This window comes from Stenotrophomonas sp. MMGLT7, from assembly GCF_021168555.1.
Lineage (GTDB): Bacteria > Pseudomonadota > Gammaproteobacteria > Xanthomonadales > Xanthomonadaceae > MMGLT7.
Window position 1 is genome coordinate 124,367 of the sequence record NZ_JAJOZS010000004.1, and the last position, 17,379, is coordinate 141,745.

The following is a 17,379-nucleotide window of genomic DNA, read 5'->3' on the forward strand; positions in this document are numbered from 1 at the left end:
CGCAGCCGCCAGGCGGGGAATCAGAACTGTCCGCGCAGGCTCAGGGTGTAGCTGCGTGGCTCGCCGTAGTAGTTGCCGGAATAGGTGTTGGCGACGGTCTGCCAGTAGCTGCGGTCGAGCAGGTTGTTGACGTTCAGCGCGACCTGCCAGCGATGGTCGATACGCCAGGCGGCGCGGGCCGAAACCACGGCATAGCTGCCCTGGGAGAACTCGTAGCCGGCGTAGCCGCCGCTGCACACGCCGCTGATCTGGTTGAAGGCCAGGCACGCGGTGCCGGTGTAGTAGCCGCGGCTCTGTGCGTTGACGCCGCCACCCAGGCTCAAACGGCTCAACCACGCGCCGCCCTGGAACTGGTAGGAACTCCACAACTTGAACAGGTGCTTGGGCAGGCGGCTCTGCAGCGGCAAGCCCTGCGAATAGGACAGGGTGCCGTTCTCCTCGTTCTCGTTGAGGGTGTAGCTGGCCGAGATCTGCCAGCCCGGCAGGATTTCTCCGCTCACTTCGGCGTCGATGCCGCGACTGATGCGTTGTATGTCGGTATCTGTGGTGTAGCAGCAGTAGTGGTTGCTGTCGACCTGGTAGTAGTCGTCCGGGTTCGAGTAGCTGCCGTCGAGGTAGGCCCAGTTTTTCTGTTCGATGCGGTAGAGCGCCAGGCTGGCGTTGATCTGGCCGCCACGCCCGGCCCACTTGACGCCTGCCTCGAAATTGCTGCCGGTGATCGGGTCGACCATGCGGCCGTCCCGGCCGAAGTAGTTGGACTGTTCGAGGTAGACGTCGCTGTAGCTGGCGTATGCCGACCACGCATCATTGAAGTCGTAGACGATCGATACGGTCGGCGGCCAACTGAAGTCATAGGTATCCCAGCCGGCGGGATAGGAACCGGTCAACTCGCCCTTGCCCACGGTTTCGCCGGTAGCCGCGATGCAGGCGTCATAGCTGCACAATGTCTGGCGCAGGTTCTTGGTCTTGTAGGTGCTGTAGCGCAAGCCCAGGTTCACGTGCAGCGGCTCCCACAGCGTCAACCGCAGGTTGGCGTAGGCATTGGTCTGGCGGCGCAGGTACTCGGGATAAGTCTGGTAGGGCACCGCAGCATCGCCCAGGGCATAGGCCGGATCGGATGGGTCGAAATCGAAGATGTCGACCGGGGGATAGCTGGTCGAGGGCGAGCTGTAGTAGGTGTGCCCGCCGCCATCTGCGAGCGCGTAGTTGCCACCGATCGTCAGCAACTGCCTGTGCCCGAACAGTTCGAAGCTGCCGTTCAAGGTCAGGTCCGCGGTGGTCTGTTTGCTCGCCTGTTCTTCCTTGGACTGGTACAGGTACGGTCCGGCCAGTGTCACCGGGTTGACCGCGCCGCTGACGGTGCTCACGGTCAGATCCCGCTCCTGGTCGGTGCGGGTGGCGTTGAGTTTCACACTCCAGGCCTCGTTGAAGCTGTGCTCCACCCAGCCGAAGACCTCGGTAATATCGAAGTCGTAGCGGTTCCAGGGAAACGCCAGGCTGGTGCTGCGGGACACGTCCAGCGCGGCGCCGGTGATGTAGCGCGGCAGGCCACTGGTGAACGGTACCGCGTCCTGCCAGGTGCGGCTGGCGCCGACGCCAACGACGGTCGATGGCGTCAGGTCGTATTCGAGGACCCCGTAGGCGATCTCCTTCTCGCTTGAGGCAACGTCGTAAAAGAAGTCCTGGTCCTGCCAGACCAGCACGCCACGTCCGCGCAGACGGCCATCGAAACCCAGGGGACCGGTGGCGTCTAACGTCGTGCGGTAGTTGTTCCAGCTGCCGACCTGTGCCTCGAAGATCACCTGGTAGTGGTCCAGCGGACGCTTGCGGGTCAGGTTGATCACCCCGCCGGGGTTGCCGTAAGCGTTGTACTGGCCATCGGCGCCGCGCAGGATCTCGACGTGGTCGTACAGGGCGGTATCGAACTGCGGCACCAAGCCCCAGTTGCTGTTCTGGATATCCAGCGGCGCGCCGCCGTCGAGCTGCAGGCGCTGGATGCGGAAGCCGCGCGAGTAGAACTCGGACTCGAGCGCGCCCCTGCTGCCGGTGATAGTGCTGATGCCCGTGGAAGCACTCATCAGCGCGGCGAAGTCGGTGAGGTTCTGGTCCTCGATCTGTTGCCGCGTGACCACGCTGACCGACTGCGGCGTGTCCTTGATCGACAGCGGCATCTTGCTGGCGACGCCCAGCGCGCCACTGGTGTAGCTGCCCGTGCCCTCGGTGGCGGTCACGTCGGAACTGCCGTTGACGCCATTGACCGCCGCGCCGCCGGCGGCCCCCTCGATGCGCAGCGGCCCCAGCACGCGCGCATCGCCCACGTCCGGCGCCGCCTCGATCACCACCGTGCGCGGGCCGGCGAAGCGGAACGTCAGGCCACTGCCGGCCAGCAGCCCGGCCAGTCCGCTCTGCGCCGAATGGCGGCCATGCACGCCGCCGGTGCTCTTGCCGTCGGTCAGCCTGCTGTCGACGTTGAACTGCAGCCCGGACTGCTGGCCGAAGCGCAGCAGCGCCGAACTCAGCGGACCGGCGGGAATGTCGAACTCGTGCGTCTCCCCCTGTCCCTGCCCCGGTTGCCCCTGTTGTGCGCTCGCCGCCGGCACGACGGCAACAGCCAACGCGCCGGCGGCAACGGCCGCCGCCATGGCCCTGGAGCAATGCCGCAATCCATCCCCCAGAATGGAAGCCAGCGAAGCATGCAATCTCGTGTAGCGCATCCGTATCCCCTGGTTGTCGTATTCGTCAGTGGCGCCTGGCCCGGCGGGCCGTCCCCGAATCGAGACCGCAGCGGTCCGGCAAGCGCCCCCCCGATGCTGTCTTCTTCCTGTAATGCCCAGGGGAGCCGAATCTGACAAAGCCCGGTTCATTCAATTGCGGAATATCGAACGGTGAGGAAATGCGGGAGTTCCCTGCCCCCCGGCATGGAGTGGATGCGAATAGGTGATGCCCCTGCATAGCCAGTTCCCTTCTCCCGCTTGCGGGGCTCACGGCCCCCTTTGGGGGGAAGGTGGCGCACAGCGCCGGATGGGTGGCTTTCGCTGTGGCCTTTCCCATGCTCCAGGCAGCCCCCATCCGCCCTTCGGGCACCTTCCCCCGCAAGCGGAAGAAGGAGGAACTGCTGCTCATTCCCGAATCCGTTGCTTGCGCAACGGGCCGCCCCCGTACGCGCGGCGGCCGCCTGTGCCTCAGCCCGAGGAGGAAGCCGAGTCAGTCGGGTGCGCTGCGGTGCGCTGCACCTCCGGCGATTGCCGGATCCACACGAACGGGCCGATGCGCCTGACCTGGACCGGCAGCGATTGCCCCAGCGTGTCGTACCACTCGTCGATGCGCGCCAGGTCGACGATGGAGCTGACCCGCAGCCGCTCGGAATCCGGGTAGCTGACGATGACGATGCGGCGGTCGTAGCGCTTGAGCTCGCCGAGCACTTCGGCCACCGGCCGGTTCTCGAACATCAGCCGCCCGGTGTGCCAGGCCAGCGCCCGTTCCGCATCGGCCTGCTGCACCGGCTTGGCGCGGTCGCCTTCGTGCACCCGTACCGCCTGGTCGGGAGTGACGACCACCGCCGGCGTGCCGCCGCCGGAGACCTGCACCCTGCCCCGCTGCACCGTGACCACGACGTCGCCGCCGTCGCGGCGGACGCCGAACGCGGTGCCCAGCACCCGGATCTGCCCGGCGCCGGCATCGACGGTGAACGGGAGCCCCGCCGCATGCGCCACGTCGAAGTAGGCCTCGCCGCGCACCAGCCGGACGTGGCGCTGCCGCGCGTCCACCTGGACGTCCGCGGCGCTGGCGGTGTTGAGCCACATCGTGCTGCCGTCGGCCAGGGCGACGATGCGCTGCTGGCCGGTGGCGGTGGTCTGGTCGTGGCGCCAATCCAGCAGCCATTGCATCCACAGGCCGCAGGCCATCACCAGTGCCGCGGCCATGGCCAGCCAGCGGCCGCGCCGGCGCAGGCCGCCGTCGCCGCCGCGCCGCGCGGGCAGGCTGGCCATCGTCGGTGCGTACTGCGCCTCCAGCGGTTCGCCGATCAGCAGCCACAGCTGCCGCGCCTGGTTCAGCGCCTTCTCGTTGCGCGGGTCGGAATCGCGCCAGCGCTCGAACCGCGCGAGCATGTCGGCATCGGCTTCGCCGGTGGCGAGCCGGGACACCCACAGCAATGCCTGGTCCTTCGGGCTGTCAGGATCCATGCCCGGTTCGCTGTCCATCCATTTTTCATCGCTGTTGTTCATATCGTCCCTAACGCCCGGCGATGCCCGGAATGACAATGCCGGCCGTGCATCCGTTCATCTCTCGCCCAGCTTCTTTTCGCAGTGCTTCAACGCCAGCAGCACGTACTTGTTGACCAGGCTCAGCGACACGCCGAGACGGCGCGCCACGTCCTCGCGCGGCAGCCCCTCGATGCGGGTCAGGTAGAGCACGTCGCGGCACTTGGCCGGCAGTTCCGCCAGGGCGTCGTGGATGATGTCCAGCCGGTCCTGCGCGTGGGCGTGCTCCTCCGGATCGGCGACGTGGCCCTCGAACAGGGTCAGCGCCCCGGCCAGCAGCTGCACGTGCCGGCTCTCGGTGCGCTGGTGGTACAGCGCGGCGTGCACGGCCATGCGCATCAGGTAGCGATGCGCGTCCTCCTCGCCCGGCAGCAGGTCGGAGATCCTGTCCAGCCGCAGGTAGATGTCCTGCGCCAGGTCCTGCGCGGTGTCGCGGTCGTGGATGCGGCGCTCGATGGCGCGCTCCAGGTTCGGCCGGATCTCCAGGAAGATGCGGGTCAGTTCCTCGCTGCTCAGCCCGGCCGCGCGGCGCCGGTCGAGCGCGTCGTCCGCCGGTGCCGGCGGCGGGGCCTGCGTGCGCCCCCACTTCATCAGCGTCCCCTCCGCGCCAGGTTTCGGCGCAGGAAGAACTCCACCGGCACCACCATGTCGATGAGGGTGCCGCCCATCTCGTCCGGCGGCGGCGGCAACGGCGAGGCGCGCTGGATCAGCGCATTGACCTCCTCGTCGAGCGCGGCGTAGCCGCGGCTGCGGGCGATGTGCCAGTGCAACACCTTGCCGCTGCGGTCCATGGTGAAGCGCAGGTAGATCACGTCCTCCTGGCGGCGCATCTGCGCCCCGCCCGGGTAGCGCTTGTGCCGCTCCAGGTGGGTCAGCAGGGTGTTCTCCCAGGTCTGGATCGCACTCGCGCCCTGGTCGCTGGGCGAACCCTCGACCGGCGCCTGCAGCGCGTCCTGGGTCTGCGCCATGCTGGACGGCGCCGCGCTGGTGCGATCGGCCGCGACCTGCTGTTCGGACTCGGGCTCGTCCTCCGGCCTGGCCGCCAGCGCATCCGGCGGCGGTGCGGCCCTCGCCTCGGGCGGCGGATCGAACTGGCGTTGCCGCGGCTGCGGCTTGGGCTGGACCCGCTGCTCGACCTGCTCCGGCCCCGGCGGCGTCTCGCTGGCGCGCGGCTCCGGTGCCGAGGGCAGGTCGGCCAGCTCCACGCTCATCGCCGCCAGCGGCGGAGCGGCCGCGGACTCGGCCGGCCTGGCCCCGAAGTCCACCAGCATCGCCGCCGCGGCCCCGGCGTGCAGCAGCACGGCGGCGGCGATGCTGCCGACCCAGCGCACCGACTCGGCCCGCCGGGAGCGCTCCACGGTGCCCGCTACGCGAGGTGTGTGTTCCGCCATGGCCGCGCTATGCCTCCTGCTGGTTCAGGGCGACCAGCGCCACCTTCAGGTAGCCGGCCTGGCGCAGTTCGTCCATCAGCCCGACCAGGTCGCCGTAGGGCACGGTCTTGTCGGCGCGCAGGAAGATCCGCGATTCGCGATCGCCGCCGAGCAGGCCGTCCAGCCTGCCGGCCAGCGCCGCGCGATCCACCTCCTCTTCGCCGACGAACACCCGCAGGTCAGCCTGCAGGCTGACCACCACCGGCTCGCGCGGCTCGGGCTGCGCCTGCGCGCTGGAAACGGGCAGGTCCAGCGGCACGTTCACCGTGGCCAGCGGCGCGGCCACCATGAAGATGATCAGCAGCACCAGCATCACGTCGATGAAGGGGGTAACGTTGATCTCGTGCAGGCCTTCCTCGGCGTCGTCGCCGGACTCGAGCTTAAACGCCATGCAGCCCTCCCGCCTTGCGCGGCGGCACCACGGCCTCGGACTCCAGCTCGCGGCTGAGCAGACACATCACCTGCGCAGCGGCATCGTTCATGCGCACCCGGTAGCCGGCGATCGCCCGCGTCACCAGGTTGTAGACCAGCACCGCGGGAATGGCCGCGACCAGGCCGAACGCGGTGGCCAGCAGCGCCTCGGCGATGCCCGGCGCCACCACCGCCAGGTTGGTGGTCTGTGCCTGGGCGATGCCGATGAAGCTGTTCATGATGCCCCAGACGGTGCCGAACAGGCCGATGAACGGGGCCGCGGCGCCGATGCTGCCCAGCACGCTGACGCCGCGCGAGAGCCTGCGCTGCTGCCCGGCCTCCACCCGCTGGATCAGCGCCGCGGCGCGTTCCTTGATGCCATCGGCGAGCGGGTACCACGCCGCGGACGGATAGCGCTCCAGTTCCTGCAGCGCCACGCCCACCATCGCCGCGGCCGCCGGGTCGGGCAGCCTGGCCGCGGTCCCCAGCGCGGGCGCCGCGGCCAGTGCCTCCAGCGCAGCGGCGATCGAACGGCGCTGGGCCAGGATTTCCCACGTCTTGTAGATCCAGATGCTCAGGGTCGTCACCGAGGCCAGCACCAGGATCGCCATCACCCCCTTCACCACCCAGTCGGCGCGCTGGAACATCGCGCCGACGGTGAGGTCCTGCGGCATCGTGGCGATGTCCTGCGCCGTCGCCGGCACTGCCAGAAATCCAAGGACCACCCACAGGCAAACTGAAAGACCACGCTTCAAAGCATCTCTCCTGGCTGACGTCGGCGATGACCGGCCCGGCGGGACGGCCACGGATGCGGACACGATTGCCGCTAACTGGAGTAATGCCTGGGCGACAGGGAATTGACAATCGGAATGCAGCTTCCGCCCGCGGCGAAATCGTTGCGGATGAAACCCACTGTCCGGGAAGGCCGCCGACGATCGTCGCCGCCGCCGGTCGCGCAGCGGCGCCAAGCTGGACGGCTCCCCTCGCGCCAGCGGTCGTCGCCCCCCCGTGCAGGGAACTACGGCGAGGTCCGCTGCGCGCCGGAGGCATCCATGCCGATGATGGCGGCATCGTCCGCCGGCTGCCGCCAGATCCGCCACCACATGCGTGCCAGCGCGTCGCCGAGCTGCCCGCGCGCGACCGGTGCGCGATAGGCCGCCTCGACCTGCCGCGGCGGCAGTTCCTCCCAGCCCGCGCCGCGCTGCCGGGCGACGACGAAGTTGAAGTTGTACTGCGGCTCCAGGCCCATGCGCAGGTCGCTGAGCACCAGCTCGCCGTCCACCACCTGCGCGCGCATGAAGCCGCGGTTGAACCACGCCAGCCGCCGCACCGCCGGCAGCTCGCGCACCTGCGCCAGCGCCTGCACGTTCGAGGCATGGCCGTGGAAACGCATCGGCCCGCGGTCGGCCACCAGCGAACGCTCGCCGATCACGTAGCCGCCCGGCGTCATCGCCACCACCCGCCACAACAGCGTGTTGAACGGCATCGGCACCGAGAAGCGCGGCGCGTCGGCCAGCCCCATCGCCGCCAGCGAACGCGCCGCCTCGCGCTCGACCAGCTGCTTGGCCAGCAGCGACCAGCCCAGGTAGGCGCTGCCGAGCGCCAGCCCGGCCACCAGCGCGCGCTGCGCCAGCGGCCGCGCCCGCGCGAACCAGGCCACCACGCAGGCCAGCAGCAGCCACAGCGTGTAGGCCGGATCGATGATGAACATGCTCGACCACATCGCCGGATGCGGATGGAACGGCCACCACAGCTGGGTGCCGTAGACGGTGAACGCATCGAGCAGCGGATGGGTGACCAGCGCCAGCTCGATCGCCCAGAACCAGCGCCGCGGCGACTGCACCACGCGCCCGCGGCCGTAGCGCAGGAACAGCCACCAGACCAGCCAGCCCAGCAGCGGCAGCACCAGCAGCGAGTGGCTGAAGCTGCGATGCACGGTCATCAGCGTCACCGGATCGCGGGTGAACGGCAGCATCAGCAACCCGTCGAGGTCGGGCAGCGTCCCCAGCGCGGCGCCGGCCAGCAGCGCGGCGCGGCGGTGGCCGGCGGGAGCGATGGCGGCGGCGACGGCGCCGCCGAGGACGATCTGGGTGAGGGAATCCATCGGCCGATGGTAAACCGGTCCGGCGCCGCGCCCTACCGCGGCGACCGGCGGTCATCAGGTCACCCGGCCGGAGACAGGTCCACCGAGATCGCGCAGTGGTCGGACAGGTGCGCCGGCTGTCCGGTCTTCTCGTAGGTGTATTCGACGAACGAACCGTCGCGATAGCCCCGCGCGCCCTTCGCGCTCAGCACGATGTGGTCGATGTAGGCATCGAAGTCCGAGCATGCCGGCCGGCGCGCGCCCGGGATGTCCTTCAGCGGCACGCCGGCCCGGGTGCTGTGCCTGAGTTCCCACCACAGCTTGTCGTCCCGCTTGGCCAGGCGGCGGTTCCAGTCGCCGAGGATCACGTAGGGCACGGAAGGGTCGGCCTCGCGCGCCGATACCCAGTGCTGCAGTACGTCGGCCTGCCTGAACACCGTGCTGCAGACCGGCGTGGGATCGTTGCTGTCGAAGCAGCCGCTCTTGAGGTGCACCGCCAGCAGCCGCAGCGGATTGCCGGCACGGTCGCGGACGGTGATGTCCACGCCCCAGCGCAGGTCGGGATCGCCCAGCGCCAGTGCCGCGAGGTCGGGATTGCGTTGCACGTCCAGGTCCTTGCGCACGGCGAAGCCCACGCCCTGGTTGCGGATCTTCAGGCCCGGCTCGCCGCGGCAGTCGCCGCCGCGGCCGCTGGCCGGGCGCTGTTCGAACACGATCCGGTACCTGTCCGGCGCGAACACGCGCGCGGCGGCGGCGGCCGATTCCACCTCCTCGATGGCGAACACGTCGGCGTTCACCCTGGAGACGTAGTCGCGCATCCGCGCATAGTCGGCCTCGCTGCGCGGCCGGCAGCCGACGCCGTCGGACTCGGCCAGGTGCTCCATGTTCCAGGTGGCGACGCGCAGGACCGCCGCCGCCGCGGGCGAGCCCGGCCTGGCCGGCGGGGTCGAGCAGGAGGGCAGCACCAGGACCAGCAGCGACAGCGCGGCGGCGCCCAGGCATGGGGAGATACGACGCGACAGCGAGATCATGCGCGATTCCGGAAATCTGGCCGGCCGCGGCCGGCGCAAGGCGTCGGCGGCCGGCGGGGAAAGGAACGGGCCCGGGACATGCGTCCCGGGCCCGGGGTGCAGCGAACTATGCTCTGCGCAGGCTCAGAACGAGCCGCCGAAGCTCACCATGATCGTGCGCGGGGCCAGCACGCCGTACTCCGGCTGGTCGTAGTACCAGTCGTAGCTCTCGGCCGCGGCCTGGTTCTCGTAGTAGCCCTTCTCCGACACCCACGGCGCGTTGCTGACGTAGGTGTAGGCCTTGCGGTCGAACAGGTTGGAGATGTTGAGCTTGAGCACCGGCTTCTTCACCGCACCGATGTCCGGCAGGTTGACGCCGGCGTTCAGGCCCACCACGGTGTAGCCGCCGACCTTCTCGGTGTTCATGTAGTCGCCGTAGCGCGAACCGGAGTACTTGGCCTTCAGCGACGCCCAGAACTCGCCGTTGCTCCAGCTCAGGCGCGCGGAGGCGATGTCCTTGGGCGTATCGGCCAGCTGCTTGCCCTTGATCGGATAGGCGCCGTCGTCGCCGGTGTCCACGATGCTGCTGCGCACCTGCGCCTCGGTGCGGGTGTAGGACAGGTAGGCCTTCCAGTGCTGGTCGAACGCATAGCTGGCCTCCCAGTTGGCGCCGCGCATGCGCACCTTCGGTATCCACACATAGGTGGTCAGCGCCAGGTCGTTGTCGTAGCTGGACATCTGCTTGTTCTTGTAGTCGCTCTGGTAGACCATCGCGGCCATCCCGAAGCGGTCCCCGTAGAAGCGCCAGCCCAGGTCGTGGGTGATCGCCGTCTCCGGCTGGCTGGTGGTGTTGCCGGTGACGGTGTTGAGGGTGATCGAGTTGGTCGACGGCACCCGGAAGGTCTTGCCCACGCCGTAGAAGAACTGGTTGCGGTCGTCGGGCATGAACTTGATGCCCAGCGCCGGCAGGAACTCGCTGTAGTCGTTGTCGAACAGCGTCTCCGTCTCCAGGTAGCGGCCCAGGCCGGTGTAGTAGCTGCTGGCGTAGTCGGCGCCCGGCCACTGGTAGTTGTGGCCCTTGCGGGTGGCCTTCAGGTAGGCCACGCCGAGGTTGAACTGCCACCTGTCGCTGGGCGTCCAGTTGTCCTGCAGGAAGTACTTCTGCACCGTGGTCACCGTGTAGGTGCGGTAGCCCTGCTGCGGGGTGCCGTCGGGGTAGTAGATCAGGCAGCCGTCGCTGTCGGCCCACACGTCGCAGGCCTCGCCGGTGCTCTGGTCCACCAGCGAGTAGTCCTGCGTCTGGCTCTTGCGCGAGCGCTCGAACCAGGCGCCGTAGGACAGGGTGTGGTCCAGGCCGACGTTCTGGATGAACTTGGCGACCACGCCCGGGCGCAGGGTCTTGCTGTGCGAGAACTGGTAGCCGGTGAAAGCCGCGCTGCCGTTGCTGATCACGCCGTCGCCATTGAGGTCCTGGTTGGCGTAGTCGAACTGGTTGACCGCGGTGTTGGCGGTCTCGCGGAAGTAGTTGCTGCCGCTGGAGCCGCCGCCGTCGCCCCACCACAGGTAGGGCACCACCGACAGGCGCAGGTCGTCGGAGAAGGCGAACTCGCCGTCCAGGCTCACCATCAGGCTGCGGAACGGGTTGCGGCGCAGCTTGTAGTAGTAGGCATTGTTGCTGGCGCCGGCACTCTGGCTGCCGTACCAATCGGTGTTGTAGTCGTACTCGTAGTCCGCCTGGATGTCTTGCTTGGTGCCGTTGGCGTAGCTGTAGTTGCTCTGGCGGTTGTACTGGAACGACAGGCTGATCGAGTTGGCATCGTCGATCTGCCAGATCGACTTGCCGTCGATCTTGGTGACGTCCATGTCGCCGGCGCCCTTCCACTTGTCCTTGGTGTTCTTGGAGATCGAGATCCAGGAGCGCACCGGGCCGAGGTCGCCGGTGTTCATCCGCACGAAGCTGCGCTTGTAGTCGTAGTTGCCGAAGCTCTGCACGAAATCCACGCCGAAGTCGTGGGTCGGGTCGATGCTGGACCAGGCGATCTGGCCGCCGGCGGCGCCCATCTCCGGCTGGTCGACGTTGGGCGTGCCCTGCATCACGGTGATGTCGTTGTAGTTCTCGGCATCGCCGTACTCGGTCGCGTACACCGAGTAGCTGCCGGTATCGGTGATCGGTGCGCCGTTGACGGTGATGCCGATGCTGGAGGAATCGAAGCCGCGCAGGCTGTAGTTGCCGTTGGCGAGCCCGGACGGGTCGTCGGTGGAGGCGTCCACGCCCGGGATGGAATCGATCAGCTGGGTGAAGTTGCTGCCGCCGGCCTCCTCGGCGATGGCCTCGCGGGTGACCGTGGAGATCGCCTTGGGCGCGGTCTGGATCAGCATGCTGCCGCCGCCGAGCACCGGGCTCTGGGCGGTGACGTCGATCTTGTCCAGTTCCTGGATGCGGCGGGTGTCGTAGGCCGAGGTGGTGTTGGAGGTACTGGAGGCGGTGACGCGGCTGCCGCCGGTGGCGGTCGTGTCCTCGGCGGCGGTGGTGCTCTGCGCATGGGCGGGAGCGGCGAGGATGCTGGCAAGCGCAACGCTCAACAGGGACATCCTGGCGAGAGGCTGGGGCTTCATCTGGAACCTTTGGTGACGGACGGGAACTGGCGAACGGACATGGCCTGCGGATGGCAGCGCGCCCCGGAGCGCGTTCGGATCCGGGCACGTCCTGCAGGTCGCTTAACGCTAGTTCATCCTCGTCTCGCCGATTTGCCCGGCGCTTCGCATTCGTTGCCACGGCCGACACGCCGCGCGAAAAAAATCCCAGCCTTCTGCCATCGGAATGACACATTTCGCGGCCCGGCCCGCCCGCCGGTGCCAGGGCGCCGACGCGCACTCGACCGGACCGGTGGCCGCCGCCCCGGGCAGGCACCGTCGGGCAGCCGCAGCTCGACCACGGCGGCTGCGGCAGGCCGGGACGATCGGGAATCATCTGGCGATCGGCCGACGCGCACGATCGCGGAACGGCGCATTGACCTTCGAGGTGGAGCAGGGCAAGGCGACGGTGCGCTCCGGCAGCATGCCGCGCAGCTGAGCCCGCCCTCGGCGGCGTTGCCGGGACCATTGGCGGCACCGTTGCAGGAGCGACGTAGGAGCGACTTCAGTCGCGATGAGGCTTTACCGGCAGAGCCTCATCGCGACTGAAATCGCTCCTACAGGGGTAGCTCCAGCATAGGGGCGCCCTGGCCACCACGGCGGAGTCCGCCGCTCAGCCCCGCGCGCTCACCAGTGCGCGCCCTGCCGGATCGCCGGCATCGCGCGGTAGCGCCACAGCGCCAGCGCGCCGTAGAGCACGGTCAGCAGCGCCAGCGCGCCCAGCTCGCGCGAGACCTCGGCCAGGCCGGCATCCATCTGGTTGAGCCGCACCATCAGGTTCATGCCCGAGGTGGTCGGCAGCAGCCGCGCCAGCTCCACCAGCAGCGGCGGCCATGCGTGCGCCGGCCACGACAGCCCGGACAGGAAGAACATCGGGATCGAGGTGGCGATGACGTACTGGAACGCACGCTCGCGGGTGGCGAAGAAACTGCCGACGAACAGCCCGAACGCCACCGTGGCGGCGATGAACAACGCCCCGCCCAGCAGCTGCCCGGGCAGGTTGCCGCCGCGCGGGTAGTCCTGCACCCAGGAGGTGAAGCCGGCGTAGTACAGCAGCCCGCACAGGCCGACCACGCCGAAGCCCAGGGCCATGCCGGCGAGCGTGGGCAGGTCGAAGTGCAGGCGCCGGCCCAGCGCCTTGCGCCGCGTGCCCAGCAGCACGCCGATGCCCATCAGCAGGGTCTGGTGCACGATCAGCTCGGCCACGCCCGGGACGATGGCGCTGCCGTAGCCCTCGCGGGTGTTGAACAGCGGCCGCTGCACCAGTGCGATCGGCGCGGCCTGCGGCGCGCCCATGAACGCGGCCTGGCGCACCGCCGACTCGCGCGCGAACGCGGTCAGCGCATCGGCGACGCCGCCCAGCACCCAACTCGCGCGTCCCAGGTAGGCGCCGTTGCCCAGCAGCACCAGCTGCCCGGCGCCGCCGCGCAGGATGTCGCGCTCCAGGTTCGCCGGGATCAGCACGATGCCCTCGGCATGGCCGGCCTCCAGTTCGGCGCGCGCCTGCGCCAGCGTCCGCGGCTGCCCGGCGATGCGCACCGCGCGCAACGCATCGATGCGCCGCAGCAGTTCGCGGCTGCTGGCGCTGTGGTCCTCGTCGACCACCAGCACCGGCAGGTTGCCGGCCACCTGGTGGCGATAGGCGGCCGGATAGAAGAACGAGTACAGCACCACCGCGCCGACCATCACGATCATCGCGTAGCGGTCGCCGGCGACCGCACGCAGGGTCTGCGCGAAGGCGGCCCCTATCTTCTTCATGGCGTCACCGTCTTCATCGCGCCGGCGCCGCAGCGGCCGCGACCGCCGGCGCGCGCGCGGCGGCGATCAGCCGCCAGCCGCCGATGCCGCCGGCGACCACGATCATCAGCGCCAGCGTGCCCAGCGGCCACAGCGACACCGTCCATGCCGAGCCGATGAACTGCTGCTGGGTCTGCAGCTTGATGTAGGCGGTCAGCGGCAGCAGCAGGTTCCACACGCGGGTGAACAGCGGCGCGTCGATCACCGGGAAGGTGGCGCCGGAGAACGCCAGCGCGGTGCCGATGCTCAGGCCCACCGCCGACAGCGCCGTGCCCATGTCGCGGGTGACGCCGACGAACAGCAGCGCCACCGCGGCGCTGGCCAGGTACAGCAGCGGCTGGCCCAGCATCAGCAGCGCCAGGCTGCCGGCCACGCCGTCGCCGCGCAGGTAGGCCAGGTACAGCACGCCCAGCGCGCCGTACAGCGAGAACAGCACGATGTATGGCGCCAGCTTGCCGGCGATCGCCGCCCACGGGCGCTGTCCCAGCCAGCCGGCCAGCGTGCCGTCGCGCAGCTCGCGGCCGAACGCGGACCCGGCCGCCAGTGCCAGTGCCAGCGACAGCAGCGCCGGCAGGATCAGCGGCAGCAGGAACAGCTCGTAGCTGCGCGCCGGGTTGTAGAGGATGTCCGACTGCACCGTCACCGGTGCCGCGCGCAGCTTGCCCGGGCCGACCTGCTGGCCGATGCGCTCGGCCAGCAGGCGTGCGTTGAAGGCCGACACCGCATCGGCGATGTCGCGCGCAGCCGACTGCCCGGTGGTCAGGTAGCTGGCGTTGTAGTACGAGAACACCGTGCCCTCGCCGCCGCGCAGCGCCAGCCGGGTGGCATCGCGCGGCACCAGCACCACCGCGAACACCTGCAGCGAGCGCAGCTGCGACTGCGCCTGCGCCAGCGACGCCGGCTGGCTGACGATGGCCACGCCGGCACTGGCGTCGATCGTCCGCGCCAGCAGGCGGCTGTCGGCGCTGTTGTCCAGGTCCACCAGCGCGATCGGCACCTGCCGCATCACCGAGCCGGAGAACAGCCAGGCCATCGCCAGCATCATCAGCCACGGCAGCACGGTCACCAGCCCCAGGTCGCCGAGGTCGCCGCGCAGGTGGCGCAGCTCGCGCCGCAGCGAGGCGCAGAAGCCATCGGGCGGGGTTTTCATGACGCACCTCCATGTGCGTCACCCTGCGGGCGGCTCCGCCGTGAAAAACGGCTGTCCTGCCGTTTTTTCATGACGCACCTCCGTGTGCGCCACCCTGCAGGCCGCTTCGCCGGGGGAAACGGCTGTGCTGCCTTTTTTTCATGACACACCACCACGTGCGTCGCCCTGCGGGCCGCCTCGCCGTGGGAAACGGCTGTGCTGCCATTCTTTCAACCCTGCGGCCATGCGAACAGCACGCTCATGCCCGGGCGGAAGCCTTCCAGCCGGCGCACCGGCCGCAGCCGCACCTCGAAGCTGCGCACGTCGTAGCCGGACGACTGCCGGGTGCTGCGCCAGGTGGCGTAGTCGCCGGCAGGGTTGATGAAGTACACCTCGAACTCGGCCTCGCGCTCGGCCAGCGCCGGCACGCTGCCGCGCAGGCGGCTGCCGACCTTCAGGCCGTCGACCTGGTCCTCGCGCAGGTTGACCGACACCCACATGCGGTCGATGTCCACCAGGGTGAACACCGGATAGCCGGCCGGCACCAGCTCGCCGACGTCGGCCATGCGCTTGTTGATCTCGCCGGCCAGCGGCGCCCGGCCCAGGGTTTCCTCGCGCGCGGCATCGACCTCGGCCACCGCGCCCTCGGCCTGGCGCACCTGCGCCTGCGCCGCGTCCTTGTCCTGCGCGCGGGCGCCGGCCAGCGCCTGGTCGTACTGCGCGCGCGCCGCGCGCGCCAGTTCGGTGGAACTGCGCGACTGCGCCAGCGCCTCGTCGCGCTTCTGCCGGGTGACCACGCCCTCGTTGAACAGGTTGTCCACGCGCCGGTAGGTGCTCTGCGCCAGCTCGGCGCCGGCCACGGCACGTTTCCAGTTGGCCTCGGCGGCGCGGATGTCCTCGCTGCGCGCGCCTTCCTCGGCCTTGGCGGCCACCGCCCTGGCCGCATCCAGCGCTGCGTGCGCCTGGCGTTCCTTGGCCGCGACCTCGGGGCTGTCCAGCTCGAACAGCGCCTGCCCGGCCTGCACCCGGTCGCCCTCGTGCACCAGCAGCCGGGACACCCGCGCGGTCACCTTGGCGGCGACGTTGACGTTGTCGGCATCGGCCATGCCCTGTACCTGCCCGGCCGGGGTGCGGAAGCCCAGCCACAGGCCCAGCGCCACCAGCACGATCGCCGCCAGCAGCAGCGCGATGCGCTTGCCGCGCCCGGACCGGCGCGCGTCCCTTTGCTCTCGCGCAAGCAGCGAGTCACTCATATGCCAGCACCTTGTCCGCGCGCAGGCGGAATTCGTCGAATCGGTCCATCTGTCCACTCATCTCCAGCAGTTGCGCCAGCGCCACGTCGTACTGGTAGGCCGCCTGCGCGCGCTCGATGCGCGCCCCGCCCAGCGCCAGCCGCGCGTCGATCACGTCCAGCGAGGTCGCCTGGCCCTCGCGGAAGGACAGTTCCTGCAGCCGCAGGTTCTCCTCGGCCTGGGCGATGGAACTGTCGAGCAGGCCGAACTGCCGGCGCGCGGTGTCCAGTTCGTTCCACGCACGGCGCACGCCCAGCGCCACCTGGTTCTCGGCCTCGCCGATGCCGGCCTGCGCCTGGTCCAGCTGCGCGCGCGCGGCGCTGAGCTGCAGCGGCCGCATGCTCGGCGACAGGAAGGTGTAGCGCAGGCCGATGCCGAAGGCCCAGTCGGGATCGGCGATCAGCTCGTCGCGGCGGCGGAAGTCGTACTGGCCGAACAGGTAGACCTGCGGCTTGAACTTGGCCTGCTGCACGCGCACGCCCTGCTCGGCCTGCGCCGCCATTGCGCGCAGCTTCTCGATCTGCGGATGCCGGCCCAGTGCCGCCTGCTCGAACTCGGCCTGGCTGCCGACCGGCGCGGTGGCGACGAACAGCGGGGTCAGCGCCTGCACCTCGCCACCGCTGCGCAGCAGCGTGGACAGCGCCGACTGCAGCGTGGACAGGTCGTTGAGCGCCTTCTGGTAGTCGCGCTCGGCCTTGTCGCGCGCCACCGTGGCCTGCAGCCGCTGGGCGCGGGTGGCGAAGCCCTCGCGCTCCAGCTTGCCGGCATCGTCCAGGTGCCGCTGCAGGCCGTCGCGCACCTCGCGCCGCACCTGCAGCGCCTGCTCGGCCAGCTGCTGGCCGAAATAGGCCTGCACCAGCTGCACCGCCAGCGATTGCCGCTGCGACTCGCGCTCGGCGCTGGCCTGGCGGGTGGCGGCCTCGGCCGCGCCCTGGGCGGCGGGGATCAGCCCGCCGGTGTACAGCGGCAGGGTCGCGGTCACCACCGGTCGCGTGCGCCAGTCGCGCTCGATGAACTCCAGCGGCGACTCGATGCCGAACGCCTCGGCCACCGGTGCCAGCGAGCCCAGCGGGATGGTCAGCGTCTTCTGGAACTGCAGCCGCCGCACTTCGCCGGTGATCTCCGGCAGGCGCAGGTAGCGGGTGGCGTCCTGCAGGTCCTGCTTGTTGCGCACCCCGGCGTCGGCCGCGGCCAGCGCGTCGGACACCTGCTGCAGGCGCTCGCTGGCCTGCGCGTAGGTCAGCGCGGGAAGCTGCTGCGCCGGCGCCTGGCCGGTCGCCAGCAGCAGCGACAGCGCCGTTGCGGCGGCCCGCCGCTTCCACGACCGGCCC

Annotated in this window: 13 protein-coding genes; all 13 read right to left on the reverse strand. The window is 69.8% G+C overall.

Annotated elements, in window-relative coordinates; translation table 11 throughout:
* Nucleotides 1–20 precede the first annotated feature (20 nt).
* Entirely contained in the window at nucleotides 21–2,642 is a 2,622-nt protein-coding gene (locus LRX76_RS07305; RefSeq protein WP_231803595.1) for a TonB-dependent receptor, read from the reverse strand.
* A 540-nt stretch (nucleotides 2,643–3,182) separates the two neighbouring features.
* Entirely contained in the window at nucleotides 3,183–4,184 is a 1,002-nt protein-coding gene (locus tag LRX76_RS07310; protein WP_231803597.1) for a FecR family protein, read from the reverse strand.
* Nucleotides 4,185–4,280: 96 nt separating this feature from the next.
* Complete coding sequence (locus tag LRX76_RS07315) at nucleotides 4,281–4,853, reverse strand: RNA polymerase sigma factor (RefSeq protein WP_231803599.1); 573 nt, start codon at nucleotides 4,851–4,853, stop codon at nucleotides 4,281–4,283.
* Nucleotides 4,853–5,653 (reverse strand): energy transducer TonB, encoded by an 801-nt coding sequence (locus LRX76_RS07320; protein WP_231803601.1) that lies wholly within the window; start codon nucleotides 5,651–5,653, stop codon nucleotides 4,853–4,855. The genes LRX76_RS07315 and LRX76_RS07320 overlap by 1 nt, the downstream gene beginning before the upstream one ends.
* Nucleotides 5,654–5,660: 7 nt before the next feature.
* The gene (exbD, locus tag LRX76_RS07325; protein ID WP_231803603.1) at nucleotides 5,661–6,083 is read right to left on the reverse strand and encodes a TonB system transport protein ExbD; all 423 of its coding nucleotides are present in this window, start codon (nucleotides 6,081–6,083) and stop codon (nucleotides 5,661–5,663) included.
* Entirely contained in the window at nucleotides 6,073–6,807 is a 735-nt protein-coding gene (gene exbB / locus LRX76_RS07330) for a tonB-system energizer ExbB (RefSeq protein ID WP_331716761.1), read from the reverse strand. The genes exbD and exbB overlap by 11 nt, the downstream gene beginning before the upstream one ends.
* A gap of 314 nt (nucleotides 6,808–7,121) precedes the next feature.
* Nucleotides 7,122–8,207 (reverse strand): metal-dependent hydrolase, encoded by a 1,086-nt coding sequence (locus LRX76_RS07335; protein WP_231803605.1) that lies wholly within the window; start codon nucleotides 8,205–8,207, stop codon nucleotides 7,122–7,124.
* 59 nt (nucleotides 8,208–8,266) lie between these two features.
* A complete protein-coding gene (locus LRX76_RS07340; protein WP_231803607.1) occupies nucleotides 8,267–9,217 on the reverse strand; it encodes an endonuclease/exonuclease/phosphatase family protein in 951 nt (316 codons plus the stop codon).
* A gap of 123 nt (nucleotides 9,218–9,340) precedes the next feature.
* Nucleotides 9,341–11,779, reverse strand: coding sequence for a TonB-dependent receptor (locus LRX76_RS07345; protein ID WP_231803608.1), 2,439 nt, complete (start codon nucleotides 11,777–11,779; stop codon nucleotides 9,341–9,343).
* 678 nt (nucleotides 11,780–12,457) lie between these two features.
* Nucleotides 12,458–13,588, reverse strand: a complete 1,131-nt coding sequence (locus LRX76_RS07350) for an ABC transporter permease (RefSeq protein WP_231803610.1) — start codon at nucleotides 13,586–13,588, stop codon at nucleotides 12,458–12,460.
* A 13-nt stretch (nucleotides 13,589–13,601) separates the two neighbouring features.
* Nucleotides 13,602–14,777 carry an ABC transporter permease gene (locus tag LRX76_RS07355; protein ID WP_231803612.1) on the reverse strand — a complete coding sequence of 392 codons (1,176 nt, stop codon included), beginning with the start codon at nucleotides 14,775–14,777 and terminating at the stop codon, nucleotides 13,602–13,604.
* A 209-nt stretch (nucleotides 14,778–14,986) separates the two neighbouring features.
* Nucleotides 14,987–16,009 (reverse strand): efflux RND transporter periplasmic adaptor subunit, encoded by a 1,023-nt coding sequence (locus tag LRX76_RS07360; RefSeq protein ID WP_231803614.1) that lies wholly within the window; start codon nucleotides 16,007–16,009, stop codon nucleotides 14,987–14,989.
* Complete coding sequence (locus LRX76_RS07365; protein ID WP_231803929.1) at nucleotides 16,002–17,342, reverse strand: TolC family protein; 1,341 nt, start codon at nucleotides 17,340–17,342, stop codon at nucleotides 16,002–16,004. The genes LRX76_RS07360 and LRX76_RS07365 overlap by 8 nt, the downstream gene beginning before the upstream one ends.
* Between the last annotated feature and the right edge of the window lie 37 nt (nucleotides 17,343–17,379).

Bases quoted from the DNA above. Each gene is read 5' to 3' on its own strand.
- LRX76_RS07305 (WP_231803595.1), bottom strand. From the start codon at position 2,642: ATGGCGGCGGCCGTTGCCGCCGGCGCGTTGGCTGTTGCCGTCGTGCCG.
- LRX76_RS07310 (WP_231803597.1), bottom strand. From the start codon at position 4,184: ATGGATCCTGACAGCCCGAAGGACCAGGCATTGCTGTGGGTGTCCCGG.
- LRX76_RS07315 (WP_231803599.1), bottom strand. From the start codon at position 4,853: ATGAAGTGGGGGCGCACGCAGGCCCCGCCGCCGGCACCGGCGGACGAC.
- LRX76_RS07320 (WP_231803601.1), bottom strand. From the start codon at position 5,653: ATGGCGGAACACACACCTCGCGTAGCGGGCACCGTGGAGCGCTCCCGG.
- exbD (WP_231803603.1), bottom strand. From the start codon at position 6,083: ATGGCGTTTAAGCTCGAGTCCGGCGACGACGCCGAGGAAGGCCTGCAC.
- LRX76_RS07335 (WP_231803605.1), bottom strand. From the start codon at position 8,207: ATGGATTCCCTCACCCAGATCGTCCTCGGCGGCGCCGTCGCCGCCGCC.
- LRX76_RS07340 (WP_231803607.1), bottom strand. From the start codon at position 9,217: ATGATCTCGCTGTCGCGTCGTATCTCCCCATGCCTGGGCGCCGCCGCG.
- LRX76_RS07350 (WP_231803610.1), bottom strand. From the start codon at position 13,588: ATGAAGAAGATAGGGGCCGCCTTCGCGCAGACCCTGCGTGCGGTCGCC.
- LRX76_RS07355 (WP_231803612.1), bottom strand. From the start codon at position 14,777: ATGAAAACCCCGCCCGATGGCTTCTGCGCCTCGCTGCGGCGCGAGCTG.
- LRX76_RS07360 (WP_231803614.1), bottom strand. From the start codon at position 16,009: ATGAGTGACTCGCTGCTTGCGCGAGAGCAAAGGGACGCGCGCCGGTCC.